This window comes from Prosthecobacter fluviatilis, assembly GCF_055388355.1.
Genome location: NZ_AP043782.1, coordinates 3,919,406 through 3,931,639, shown reverse-complemented (window position 1 = coordinate 3,931,639; position 12,234 = coordinate 3,919,406). Strand labels below are relative to the sequence as shown.

Genomic DNA, 12,234 nt, shown 5'->3' with positions numbered 1-12,234 from the left:
CATGGAGCAACACTCCGTTTACATCATGAAAGCACTTCTCAGTCTCATCGCTGCGGCCAGTGTGCTGGGTGCCGTGGTTCCTCTTTCTGCGCAGGCCATTCCGCCCGTTCTCCCCATGGGAGTGCAGCCCTGCCCCGGTGAGCGCCGCATCGTGAGCTACCTGACCAATGGCACACCGGTGTGGGCGGTGTATCAGGCGATCGGGTATGACGCCATGGGCTACCCGATTTACCAGTGGGTCACCCTGCCCACCAGCACCTATGTGAGGCCTTACTGCGGTGGTCACGTTTACGGTGGCTACCGCTACCCCAGCTACTCCTACCGTGCGCCTGCGTACGTGACACCGCATTTTGGCGGCCATGTGAGCCCTCCGATGCATCACGGCGGCGGTGTGCACATCGGGCACAGCGGTGGTGGTCATCACGGAGGCGGGCACCATCGGTGATGCAGGTCCGGCACTTGGAGGGACTTCCTGCTTGGGGCGCTCAATGCGCCGCCGCAGGCAGCAGATCCAGTTTGCGCATGGAGGCAAAAAGTTGTTTGCCAAAAGCCTGCAGCCAGGCCGCGTCCACCTTGCGGGTGGAGGCAGGCAGCTTCACGGTCTGCCCCAGGGGCGGCACATGAATGAAGATCACCAGCTTCAGCGCTTCGGGGTGCTGTTTCTGCGCATGCAGCAGGGAGTAGAGCATCTCCTCGCACAAGTAGCGCCCGGCGTTTTCTGACACGTGGGTGGGGAATCCTGCCTGAGTCAGGGCTTCGGCCAGACCGTCCAGCCGGGCCTGCTGGCGCAGCTCCGGTTCGGCATCTTTGACGATCTCCGGAGTCATGGGCTTCATGCCATGGTTGTCGGGGTACCGGCCGCGGAGGTTGTGCGCCACGATCTCGATCTGAAACTCCGGCGTGCCTTCACCGAAGGCGATCCATACGTTGGGCTGAGGGCTCACGCCATTGATGGATTCCAGCGGTGCCCCCCAGAGCACAGGCACCTTCAGGCTGCGCACATCCTGCGGAAAGGCCTTGGCGAGTTCCTGAGCCAGCACCCAGGAGGCGTTTTCACTGCGGCCGCCGAAAGCCTCAAAACCGCTGACCAGGATGTCCGGTGTCTGTGCCCGGAGAGGGTGGCCCGGCAGGCAGAATGCCGCGAGCAAAAGCAGTTTGCGTAGGGTCTTCATGGCACATGCATGTTGCTGATTTGAAACATCCCGCTGTCACTAGGCTTGCTGGGGAAATACCAGGTGCCAGAGAGCAGGCTGGAACCCGGCGGCAGCGAGCCGCTGTAGTTCACCGGCGGCTCCTTGGACTGACGGTAGGTTTTGGTGAACTTCAGGCGGGTAAAGCCGGCATCACTCTCGCAGGTGCCGGTGATGTCCGCCCACACAAAGCCGTCCTGCAGCGTGCCGAAGCCGGTGTAGCTTTCCCTGACGACTCCCCTGATCCTGCTGGAGCCGCGCGCCTGCTTCAGGGAGATCTCAAAGGGGACCGTCTTTCCGGCCAGCTTATGGTAGGCACTGCCATAAGTGTAAGATCCCTGGTAGATGCCCTGCACATAGGGGGCGGGGGCTGCCGAAAGCCCGCCGTGGCCCGCAGGCAGCGAGCACGCTGCCAGTGCAGTCAGCACCATCGCCTGCAGCAACCAGGCCTGCCAGCGTTGAAAGATGCTCAAGATGGCCGGGCACGGAGTCTTCATATCAGGCGCGCAGTCTGCGCGAAAAGCGCCGGCGCTGTCAATCAGCATAAGCCCTATCTTGTGTTTGAACGAAGGAAGGGGAGGCTTCCATTTGGCCCAGCCAGCCGCAGTTCATCCTTCAGAGCCACGCAGGGTGCCGTGCGCGAAAGCCCTCGTAGGAACGGCTGCTCAGCCGCCAGCGCGGGCCCTCTCCAGGGCGTGAGCCAGACGTGTCAAAACGCAGGCCGCAGACCTGCATGAAAACGTGGTGGCCAGGTTTGACGTAGAGCGTGATGTAGCTACCAAGCCCGGGCCACGCGTAATTCGCAAAAGCCGTGGAGCTGAGCGGCCTGTCCAGCAGCCTGGCACGATAGAGCACATGCGAGATGGAGCCGGAGCAGTCGAAGCCGTTGTCGTAGAGAAACCGGTGGCCTCCTCCCAGCTTGTAGGGTTTGCCCACCAGGTCATTGGCTGCCGCCACCAGCTGATGGATCACGAGGGGGTGGCTCTGGTGCGCGTAGGCGTAGAGGCCGTTGAAGTAGAGTGGCACGATTGCAGGAGGCGCCATGTAGTAGCCCATACCTCCTCCAATCGTGCCCAGGGCACCCCACATACCCAGTTTCATCCAGCGCCTGCGCCCGAACAGCTGCCGCACACATTCGGCTTCGGGCGTGTCACTCAGAGATTCTGGTATGGGGGTGTCATCCTCTTGGTGGTCCACGCAGGAAAGGTATAGGAAGAGTCTGAAATTATCTTCTAAATAGCCATTCAGAATACTGTCAGATCTACCTTAGAGGCTTAAGAAAATTAATCGAATTGCATTCAGTGATTTAGCAGGGGGTGGGTACGGAATCAGGCTCGGCCCATGAGGCTTTCTGCAGCAACTTGCGGGAGGTCGGCCGGTTGAACTCATCCGATGAACACCACATCCACCGCGCAAAAGAGCAGGTCTCTTTGGTTCCTGTTCACGCTGCCCCTGCTGCTCTGGCTTTTCGTGCTGCTGCTTTCCACGGGCTTCAACTGGCTTGTCAAGCACCTGACTCCGTACGTGGTGTTTGGGGTGATGACGCTCTGTCCGCTGGCGGCCGCGTGGCTGGGCTGGCGCATGCTGAGGCAAAACACTTCGCGGCGGCTGGCGCGGGTGGCGCTCCTGGGCGGCAGCCTTCTGTTTGTGGCCTTCCTCATCTACCCAGGCATTCCGCTGGTGAAAAAATGGACGGCCCCCAGGACTGCCAAAAACCCCGGCCAGCCGAGCAGCCTCCCGCCGCTGACAGGGCTGCCGGTTTTTCCTGGCGCGGAAGGTTTCGGCACCCGCACTCCGGCAGGTCGCGGTGGCAAGGTGCTCGAAGTCACCTCTCTGGCAGACCACGGGCCCGGCACGTTGCGCGCGGCTCTGGCAGAGAGGGGGCCGCGTATCATCGTGTTTCGCGTGGCAGGCACCATCGAGCTTGAAAGCCCGCTCATTGTCACCGAACCTTTTCTCACCGTTGCAGGCCAGACGGCACCAGGAGATGGTATTTGCCTCAAAAACACGGGGCTGACCGTCGCCACGCATGATGTGCTTATCCAGCACCTGCGCATACGGCCCGGCAGCGAAGGCCGGATCGAGCCCGACGACAATGACGCCCTGACTCTGCTAGGCACGCATGGCAAAATCGCCGACGGTGCACACCACATCGTGATCGACCACGTCTCCGCAAGCTGGAGCGAGGACGAGGCTGTGAACACCTGGTTCGGCGCGCATGACATCACCTTCAGCTGGTGCATTGTCAGCGAGGCGCTGGATCAAAGCCGCCACCACAAAGGACGTCATAGCGCGGGGCTGCTGATCGGAGACGGCTGCGACCACGTCACGGTGCATCACACGCTCATGGCGCACAATGGCTTCCGCAATCCCCTCATCTCCGCCGGGGGCACGCATGACATCATCAACAACGTCATCTATGACTTCGGCAACCTTGCGGGAGAGGTTTTCGACACGGACTCGAACTCCTTCGTGAATTTTGTGGGCAATGTCTTCAAGCCGGGCCGTTCCACCGAGTCCGGCTTGTACGAGATCATCGTGAACTCCAGCGGCGTGCCTAAGATCTACGTTGAGGGCAACCGCGGTCCGCACCGTCCGCAGGCCGAGGGCGATGAGTGGTCGCTGGTGAGCTACAAGTTTGACCAGAAAACCGCGCCTGAGCAGTACCGTGCCGCCCGGCGGTTTGCCACCTGGCCGGTCACCACCACGGATGCCGAGGCCGCTTATGCCGGAGTGCTGGCACATGCTGGCGCCACACACCCGAAGCGCGATGCTGTGGATGCACGCGTCGTCAGCGAGGTGAAAAACGGCACGGGTTCGATGATCAACGCGCCTTCACAAGTGGGCGGGCACCCCCACCTCGCGGGTGGTGCCGCTCCTGCCGACTCGGATCACGACGGCATGCCCGATGCCTGGGAGCAGGCGCATGGCCTTGATGCCCGAAACCCCGCCGATGGCAGTGCGGACGCGGATCAGGATGGCTACACGAATCTGGAGGAGTACCTGCATGCGCTGACGGAGTGACGCAGGCCCGTGGCGAGGCACAAAAAAGCCGCCGCCCTGTGAGGAGCGGCGGCCGGGCAGTCAGCGGCTTGTTCAGCCTCAGGCTTTCTTGGCCTCTTTCTTCTTCGCAGCAGGCTTCTGTCGCTCTGGCGGGGAGAGGGGCTCTTCTACCGGGGCGGGTGCCATGGGGATGAGCGGGAAAGGATTGGCCTGCGGCTCCATGGCGTACTCGCGGTCCTTGAGGATACCAGGCTGTGGCACGGGATATTTGCCATTGGCATCCGCGATGATCGGCGCAGGGCCGTCCATCGTGAGCTTGTCCACGCCGGGGGAGAACTCGAAGGGGCTGTTGATGTAGTCGTCGTAGCGGATGACCTGGCCGGTGTGGGCGGCGGCGCGGCCCATGGCGGTGGTGACGCTGGATTTCACACCACGTTCCACTTCGTTGTAGGGCTTGTCAGCCACGATGGCGGCGATGAGGTCCTGCCACTCGAGGTCATACGGATTCGGCTCAGGCTGCTTGCCGCGCCAGATGATGTTGGAGCGCTGCATCTTCTGGCTGTTGAAGGTCATGGCCTTGGAGGGGAAGTGACCGGCGGTGGAGACGATGGCGCTGCCCTTGGTGCCGTGCACCTGGGTGGCAAACTGGTTGTGGGTGCCGATGGCAGTGCGGCCTTCCAGGAAGAGCTTGGCGCCGTCCTTGAAGGTGTACTCGCAGCTGTAGTGGTCGAAGTTCTGGTCGATGTAGTCACCGCGGTCGCTGCGGCCGCCGCTGGCCTGCACTTCCACCGGCCAGTCGTTTTTCATCCAGCAGGCTTCGTCGATGTTATGAATGTTGAAGTCGCTGAAGCCGCCGCCGCTGGCCCACAGGAAGCTGTGGAAGCGCTGGATCTGCCACTGCAGCTCGTTGGTGTCCACCTTGGGGTCGCGTGGCAGGGTGAAGGCGGAGCCGATGGGGCCCTGCATGCGGTAGGCGCGCATCATCAGCAGGTCGCCGATCTCACCGTCCTGGATGCGGTTGAAGAGCTCGCCACGGACGCGGCAGTGGCGGCACATGAGGCCCACGCCCACCTTGAGGTTTTTCTTCTTGGCCTCTTCATTCAGCGCCAGGAGGCGGCGTGCGGTGGGGCCGTCGGTGCAGATCGGCTTTTCCATGAAGACGTTCACGCCTTTTTCGATGGCGTATTTGAAATGCACCCAGCGGAAGGCCACGGGAGTGGTGAAGATGGCCACGTCCCCTTTGCGCAGGGAGTCGATGGCGTGCTTGTAGGCGTCGAAGCCGATGAACTTGGAGTCTTCGGAGACGGACATGCGGTCAGGGTGCTTGGCGGTCAGCGCTTCAAAGCTGCCCTTGAGGCGTTTTTCAGACACGTCCGCCATGGCCACGAGGCGGGTCACACGCTGCTGGATGCCCATCGCATTGCTGGCGGCGCCAGTGCCACGGCCACCGCAGCCGATCAGGGCGGTGCGGATTTCATCGCTGCCAGCGGCATGCACGTGGGGCAGGCTGATGCCGGAGAGAACAGACAGGCCGGCGGCGGTCTTGGTGGTGGTCTTGAGAAATTCGCGGCGGGATGCAGCTGAAGGATCAGTGATAATGGTATTCATGTGGAGCACTTTTGTACGTTGCCTCGCGGGCAGAGTTTGCCAAAGAATCTTGCGACTCTTTGTTGTATTCCTCTTCTGCTCTCAGCGGGCGCCTTGGTCAAGCATGCCGCCACGCGCGGAGATTTCCGCAAACGCACGTGTCAGTGCGTTGTTCAGCTCGTGCAGCGTGGCCTGCTCCAGCTCGGGGTCGAGCGTTGCCGTCAGGGTCGGTGGCAGAATGATCGCCGGATGTGTGGGCGGGGCTGGCCTTGCGGCTGCTTCTGGCGGCAGCACGGCAGGCGGTGCATCAGCGGCGGCGTGCAGAGGCGCGGCCACAGGGGCCACCATCACAGCGCGAGGGGCCTGATAAAGCGTTGAGGTGGAAACCGTGTTCCTGGCGGGTTCTTTGGCAGGTGTGGCTGCACAGAGCTGCCGTAGGCTGGCGAGCTGGGCATCGAGCTGGTTGTTAAACCACTCACGGGTGCGCTGAATGTCTTGCACCAGAGAAGCCAGTTCATGGGCTAAGAGATCTCCTGAATGAGCAGGCAGTCCCGGAGAGGGCAAAGTGGCGTTGGTCGATGGGAGACTCATGCGGCACCAAATCTATTAAAATTTCCATAAACAATCAAGCTCTCTTCACTCTTAATTCCATGGAATTTCAAAATATCATGCTTTTCACAGCTTAAATTTTTTAGGATTAAATGCCGATTGAATATAACTTCAGGAATAACCATAAATCAACGTGCATTGCATGTCGCCTGCCTGGTTCTGATATCATCAGGCCGCCAGCTCCAGCACAGCGCGGCGCGCCTTCTCCACGCGTTTACGGCTTCTTCATTTTCTTCCCCTGCCCTGCGCGCTTCTGCACCAGCGGCCAGTCGGGGTCAGGTGTGCGGGAGGACTGCATCAGGGCGGCGGCTTTGGCCACGAGTTCTGGCTTCTCCTGGGAAAGATCATGCGCTTCTGCCGGATCTGACTTGAGATCATAGAGCTCGATGGGGCGCTCCGGGCCGTTGCGCACAGCCTTCCAGTCATCGAAACGCACGGCCTGCAGGGAGGCTGCTTCATGCAGCTCCCAGTAGAAGTGATCGCGCTGCGGTGCGGGGCCGCCTTTGAGAAAGGAGACCAGCGAGAGGCCGTCCGTCTTGCAGGCAGCGGGAATCTTTGCGCCGGCGAGTTCTGCAGCCGTGGGCAGGAAATCCCAAAAAGCCCAGGGTTCATCCGTCACACGCCCTGCGGGCACCTGGCCGGGCCAGCGTGCCAGCGCGGCCTGCCGCAGCGCACCATCATACAGGCCGCGCTTGTAACCACGCAGGCCGTTGGCGGCCTGCTCAAAGAGCCTGCCCATTTCCGACCCGGGATCAAAGGAGGAGCCGTTGTCCCCGGCGGTCATGACGAGCGTCTTGTCGTCGATGCCGCATTCCTTGAGTGTGTCCAGCAGCCGGCCCACATCGCTGTCCAGGCGGGTGACCATGGCGGCGTAGTTCTTCTGCTTCTCAGTCCAGGGCTTGTCCTTGTAGAGGCCCTGGTCGTTGATCTCAAAGTCTCCGTGCGGCAGCGTGATGGAGTAATAGAGGAAGAAGGGGCCGGACCTGTGCTCGCGGACCCAGCGCACCACTTCGTCGGAGATGAGCTGCTGCGCGTAGGTTTTGCCCACGCCTTTGCCGGTGTTTCCGGGCAGGTCAAAGCGCTGGTCGTCGTTGTAGAGGTAGGTGGGAAAGTAGCTGTGGGCGTGGCGCTGGCAGTTGTAGCCGTAGAAGTGGTCAAAGCCGAGCTTCAGCGGGCTGCCGGTGGTGTCGAACATGCCCATGCCCCACTTGCCCATGCAGGCGGTGGCATAGCCGGCGTCGTGCAAAATCTGCGCCACGGTGATCGTGCCAGCAGGCAGCGGCTTCTGGCCCTCTTTGCCGATCTCGCGGTTCGCGCGGATGGGGCAGTGGCCGGTGTGCAGTCCCGTCATCAGGCAGGAGCGCGAAGGGGCGCAGACGCTGGTGCCGCTGTAGCCCTGCAGGTAGCGGGTGCCTTCCCGGGCCATGCGGTCCAGGTGAGGTGTCTGGATCAGCTTCTGCCCGTAGCAGCCCAGGTCTCCCTGGGCCAGATCATCGCTGAGGATGAAGATGATGTTGGGCTGGCCTGCGGTGGCAGCGGAGAGAAGGCAGAGGGAAAGGAGCAGGACGATGGGTCGGATCATGGCATCATGGGAACGACGCCATCGCGGCAATGTTGCTGGCCTGCGGATCAGCGCACCTGGCAGACGGTCTTGGCCACTCCGTCAGCAAAGGCGCTGCTGATGGTGTTCATGTTGACGGTCAGGCCATACAGGCCGCCGATGGCAAAGGCTTTGCGCACGATGAACTCGCCCACGGGCACCCGCTTGGGCATCTGGTAAAGCGTCACCACGCCGTCCACGTGCATCTGTCCCATCCCTGGCATGGCGGTGCGCACCACGCCGTTGCCCTTGGTGTAGCGGGTGATGTTGACCACGATCTCGTAGCTGTGGCGAGATCCGCCGTTCGCCTGGGCCAGAGCTTGTACGTTCTGGGTGATCCTGTCGGCAAGCATCGCGCGTTCTTCGGCAGACATCCGGGCGTCGGTGGTGTTCACCACGGTGCTGACCCGGTCCCCCTGGCTGACGACCGCCGTGAGAGGGGTGACGTAAGTGGCGCGCGGAGTGCTGGTGGCGCAGCTCGAGAGTGCCAGCGCAGCAGCGATGATGGAAAGACGGCGGAGGATCTGGGGCATGTTCATGAGGTGATGGGCGTGGAGTGAGGCGGACGTGGCAAGATGCCTTAACTCTGAGCGCAATTCAATCTGAGTCCGCTGTTCTGTGCAGGGGGCATCAAGCAAGAGGCATAGGCCGAGCGCCTGCGGAAGGAGGGCATCCGGAGCGCGGAGCTGCCGCCTTGCAGCATCTTGTGGTATCCGCCTGCCGGTGCGCTCAACAGGGGCAAAAAAATGCGGCCCGGAATTGCTTCCGGGCCGCGGGTGGGGGTTTTGGGTTTTCTGAGCCGCCGTGCGGGTTGGGTCACACGGCGGATCAAAAGGGGATGACGGGACAGGGATGCCCCGACGAAGATTACATCATGCCGCCGTGGTCGTGGCTGTGACCGGCGTCAGCCTTCTCTTCCTTGGGAATGTCTGCGATGAGGCACTCGGTGGTGAGGAGCAGGCCGGAGATGGAGGCGGCGTTCTGGAGAGCGCTGCGGGTCACCTTGGCAGGGTCAACGACGCCAGCCTTGATGAGGTCCACGTATTCGCCAGTGGCGACGTTGTAGCCGCTGTTGCCTTTGCCCTTCTTGACTTCGGCAACGATGAGCGCGCCTTCCAGACCGGCGTTGGCAGCCAGCTGGCGGAGGGGAGCTTCGATGGCGCGGGCGATGATTTCAGCGCCGGTCTTTTCGTCGCCGACGAGCTTGAGGTCGCCGATGGCGGCCTGAGCACGGATGAGGGCCACACCACCGCCAGGGACGATGCCTTCCTCAACGGCTGCACGGGTGGCGTGCAGGGCGTCTTCGACACGGGCTTTCTTTTCCTTCATCTCGGTTTCGGTGGCAGCACCGACGTTGATGACGGCCACGCCGCCGGCGAGCTTGGCAAGGCGCTCCTGGAGCTTCTCGCGGTCGTAGTCGCTGGTGGTTTCGGCGATCTGGTTCTTGATCTGGGTCACGCGGCCCGCGATCGCTTCGGAGGAGCCTTCACCTTCAACGATGACGGTGTTTTCCTTGCCGATGGTGATGCGCTTGGCGCGGCCGAGGTCGGAAAGCTCGATGTTCTCAAGCTTGATGCCGAGGTCTTCGGTGATGCAGCGGCCACCGGTGAGGATGGCGATGTCTTCGAGCATGGCCTTGCGGCGGTCGCCGAAGCCAGGAGCCTTGACGGCCACGATGTTGAGGGTGCCGCGCAGCTTGTTCACCACGAGGGTGGCAAGGGCTTCGCCTTCGACGTCTTCAGCGATGATGAGGAGGGGCTTGCCGGAGCGGGCGACCTTCTCAAGCAGAGGCAGCATGTCCTTGAGGTTGCTGACCTTCTTCTCGTTGATGAGGATGTAGGCGTTCTCGAGGTTGCACTCCATCGTTTCCGGATTGGTCACGAAGTAGGGGGAGAGGTAGCCCTTGTCGAACTGCATGCCTTCCACCACTTCCAGAGTGGTTTCGATGCTCTTGGCTTCTTCCACGGTGATGGTGCCTTCCTTGCCCACTTTGTCCATGGCTTCGGCGATGATGTTGCCGATGCTGGCGTCCCAGTTGGCGGACACGGTTGCGACCTGGGCCACTTCCTTGCTGTCCTTCACGGGGGTGGAGATTTCCTTGAGCTTGGCCACGATGGCCTCGGTGGCCTTCAGGATGCCGCGCTGCAGGGAGGTGGGGTTGGCGCCGGCGGTCACGTTGCGGAGACCTTCGGAGTAGATGGCTTCAGCCAGCACGGTGGCGGTGGTGGTGCCGTCGCCAGCGGTGTCGGAGGTCTTGGAGGAGACTTCCTTGATGAGCTGGGCGCCCATGTTTTCATAGGGGTCCGGAAGCTCGATTTCCTTGGCCACGGTCACACCGTCCTTGGTGATGGTGGGGGAGCCGAATTTCTTTTCCAGGATGACGTTGCGGCCGGAGGGGCCGAGCGTTGCCTTCACGGCCTTGGCGAGCTTGGTGACGCCGCGGAGAAGGGCCTGGCGAGCGTGTTCGTCGAAATGAAGTTGTTTAGCCATAACAGTATAAGTAGTGAGTTTGGGGGTGGGTTTGAGGGGGGATTAGCCGATGATGCCGAGGATGTCGGTTTCGTTGATGATGAGGACGTCGTCGCCGTTGAGCTTCACTTCGGTGCCGCCGTACTTGGAGATGAGGACCTTGTCGCCCTTCTTCACAGTGAAGAGGGTGGACACGTCTTTGCCTTCGTCGTCCTTGCCGGTGCCAAGGGCGAGCACTTCAGCTTCCTGTGGCTTTTCTTTGGCGGTGTCGGGAAGGAAGATGCCGCCGGCGGTCTTTTCTTCGCTGGTGGAGCGCTTGACGAGGACGCGGCGTCCGAGGGGTGTGATGGAGGTTGCCATAGTTGGTCTGGTTTGTGCTTTTAGGGTTTCTGGTTCTAGTTCGGTTTGGTTCGGGTTGTCTGCCCGGCCTGCTGTCACACGGGTTGGTGTGCCGGCTGGCCGGGCGGAAATTCATTCGGGGTCGGTGGGCGGTGCCGCAGCGGCTGGCGCGGGAAGGGTGTTGGGGACGATGGCGACTCCGTTGGGGGCGCGTTCCAGCCCGCCATAGCTGAGGTCCGGAGTGGCCTCGCCGATCTCGCTGACGAGAAAATCCACGATGCGCTGCGGCTCCTCGGAGAGCACGGACTGCAGCATGCGCGAAGTGCGGGCCTGATCGTAGCCTTTCATGTCCAGGTCCAGCTTGGCGGAGCCTTCGAGGCCCTTGATCTGCGCAGCCAGGTCCACGGTGGAGTTCACGCGCTTCAGCAGCACGGGGTCGGCGCTGAGTTTTTTCATGGCAGCCGCCAGCTTGTCCTTCACCTCAGGGGTGTTCAGCAGCTCGGTGGCGGTCTTGCCGGGGTAGCGGGAGATGATGTCGTCAGCTTCGTTCTTGAGGGCGTTTTCCGCAGGTGCGGCTGGCTTTTCCTGCTTAGTCGTCAGCGCGCTGGAGATTTCTGCCTCGATCTTGGCATCCGAGGCGGCGGCGGTCTTGGGCGCAGCGGCTTTTTCCGGTGCCTTGGCGGTCCCGGGCGATTTTCCGCAGGAGACGAGCCCCAGTGCGGTCATGAGGATGAGCGTGTTTGTCTTCATGATACGCGTGGTGCGATGGCGGCGTTGGAGATTTCCCGCAGCGCAGTTTTCACAGCCTGGTCAAAGGTCTGGAACGACTCGTACTGCGGCTGCACTCCGGACATGCTGAGGTTGTCCCCCATGGCCTCCAGACGACCGATGACGTACCACTGGTCGTTTCCCTGATTTTCGATGAGGGATTTGAGATACTCGATCTCCAGCTTCTTGTTGGTGATCTGGTCGTTGGTGTCGGAGCTCTGGTTGGTGAATTCCTGCAGCGGCTGGCGGCAGAGCAGGATGCCGTAGGCGCGGTTCTGCGCCAGGGAGCAGGTGATGATGTACTTGGCCTGAGCTTCGACGAGGATGTGGCTGGGGTCCGTGCCGCTGATGGCCAGCTCCGTGTCTGAGAGGCGGGCGCTGACGCCCATGGGATCGCGCTTGGTGCGGAAGCCCTCTGCCTCCGTGAGCCCGGCAAAGCACTCCACGATCTGCGAGAGGTAGCGCCGCCGCCGGTCCAGCAGCAGATCCTCATATCGCTGGAGGAGGCGTTTCACCTCTCCATCGAGCGCGGACAGTTCTTTGAGGGCTTCGAGACTCATCGTTTGGAAACGAGGGTTACGGGCGAAGGCCACTCGCGTCTTTCCAGAACGATGCCTGACGGCGAACCGGTGGGGCTCGCCGTCAGGCTGGGAATCGTTCTGGTCAGTG

General features: G+C 61.9%; 13 protein-coding genes. 2 read left to right on the top strand and 11 right to left on the bottom strand.

Features of this window, described 5'->3' with window-relative positions; translation table 11 throughout:
• Positions 1 to 25 precede the first annotated feature (25 nt).
• The gene (locus ACZ5WW_RS15330) at positions 26 to 445 is read left to right on the top strand and encodes a hypothetical protein (protein WP_377171746.1); all 420 of its coding nucleotides are present in this window, start codon (positions 26 to 28) and stop codon (positions 443 to 445) included.
• Between the two features lie 40 nt (positions 446 to 485).
• Here ACZ5WW_RS15330 and ACZ5WW_RS15325 read toward each other — a convergent pair whose 3' ends face one another.
• From ACZ5WW_RS15325 to ACZ5WW_RS15315, 3 genes are all read right to left on the bottom strand, one after another.
• Positions 486 to 1,172 (bottom strand): pyroglutamyl-peptidase I, encoded by a 687-nt coding sequence (locus ACZ5WW_RS15325; protein WP_377171744.1) that lies wholly within the window; start codon positions 1,170 to 1,172, stop codon positions 486 to 488.
• On the bottom strand, positions 1,169 to 1,687 hold the full coding sequence (locus ACZ5WW_RS15320; protein WP_377171742.1) for a hypothetical protein: 519 nt from the start codon (positions 1,685 to 1,687) through the stop codon (positions 1,169 to 1,171). Before ACZ5WW_RS15320 ends, ACZ5WW_RS15325 begins: the two co-directional genes overlap by 4 nt.
• Before the next feature lie 118 nt (positions 1,688 to 1,805).
• Positions 1,806 to 2,387 carry an NlpC/P60 family protein gene (locus ACZ5WW_RS15315; RefSeq protein WP_377171740.1) on the bottom strand — a complete coding sequence of 194 codons (582 nt, stop codon included), beginning with the start codon at positions 2,385 to 2,387 and terminating at the stop codon, positions 1,806 to 1,808.
• Between the two features lie 195 nt (positions 2,388 to 2,582).
• Between ACZ5WW_RS15315 and ACZ5WW_RS15310 the strand changes: the two genes are divergently transcribed.
• A complete protein-coding gene (locus tag ACZ5WW_RS15310; RefSeq protein ID WP_377171738.1) occupies positions 2,583 to 4,214 on the top strand; it encodes a pectate lyase in 1,632 nt (543 codons plus the stop codon).
• Between the two features lie 78 nt (positions 4,215 to 4,292).
• On the opposite strand, the gene ACZ5WW_RS15305 is transcribed toward ACZ5WW_RS15310, so the two are convergent.
• The 8 genes from ACZ5WW_RS15305 to ACZ5WW_RS15270 all read right to left on the bottom strand — a co-directional run bounded on the left by ACZ5WW_RS15305 (position 4,293) and on the right by ACZ5WW_RS15270 (position 12,125).
• On the bottom strand, positions 4,293 to 5,801 hold the full coding sequence (locus ACZ5WW_RS15305; protein ID WP_377171736.1) for a Gfo/Idh/MocA family protein: 1,509 nt from the start codon (positions 5,799 to 5,801) through the stop codon (positions 4,293 to 4,295).
• An 81-nt stretch (positions 5,802 to 5,882) separates the two neighbouring features.
• Positions 5,883 to 6,371, bottom strand: coding sequence for a hypothetical protein (locus ACZ5WW_RS15300; RefSeq protein ID WP_377171734.1), 489 nt, complete (start codon positions 6,369 to 6,371; stop codon positions 5,883 to 5,885).
• Positions 6,372 to 6,603: 232 nt separating this feature from the next.
• Positions 6,604 to 7,971, bottom strand: a complete 1,368-nt coding sequence (locus ACZ5WW_RS15295) for an arylsulfatase (RefSeq protein WP_377171732.1) — start codon at positions 7,969 to 7,971, stop codon at positions 6,604 to 6,606.
• A 47-nt stretch (positions 7,972 to 8,018) separates the two neighbouring features.
• A complete protein-coding gene (locus ACZ5WW_RS15290; protein WP_464694156.1) occupies positions 8,019 to 8,528 on the bottom strand; it encodes a hypothetical protein in 510 nt (169 codons plus the stop codon).
• A gap of 328 nt (positions 8,529 to 8,856) precedes the next feature.
• Positions 8,857 to 10,479, bottom strand: a complete 1,623-nt coding sequence (gene groL, locus ACZ5WW_RS15285; protein WP_377171728.1) for a chaperonin GroEL — start codon at positions 10,477 to 10,479, stop codon at positions 8,857 to 8,859.
• A gap of 42 nt (positions 10,480 to 10,521) precedes the next feature.
• Positions 10,522 to 10,818, bottom strand: a complete 297-nt coding sequence (locus ACZ5WW_RS15280) for a co-chaperone GroES (RefSeq protein ID WP_377171726.1) — start codon at positions 10,816 to 10,818, stop codon at positions 10,522 to 10,524.
• A gap of 111 nt (positions 10,819 to 10,929) precedes the next feature.
• Positions 10,930 to 11,547 carry a hypothetical protein gene (locus ACZ5WW_RS15275; RefSeq protein WP_377171724.1) on the bottom strand — a complete coding sequence of 206 codons (618 nt, stop codon included), beginning with the start codon at positions 11,545 to 11,547 and terminating at the stop codon, positions 10,930 to 10,932.
• Positions 11,544 to 12,125 (bottom strand): hypothetical protein, encoded by a 582-nt coding sequence (locus ACZ5WW_RS15270; protein WP_377171722.1) that lies wholly within the window; start codon positions 12,123 to 12,125, stop codon positions 11,544 to 11,546. The genes ACZ5WW_RS15275 and ACZ5WW_RS15270 overlap by 4 nt, the downstream gene beginning before the upstream one ends.
• Positions 12,126 to 12,234: the final 109 nt, after the last annotated feature.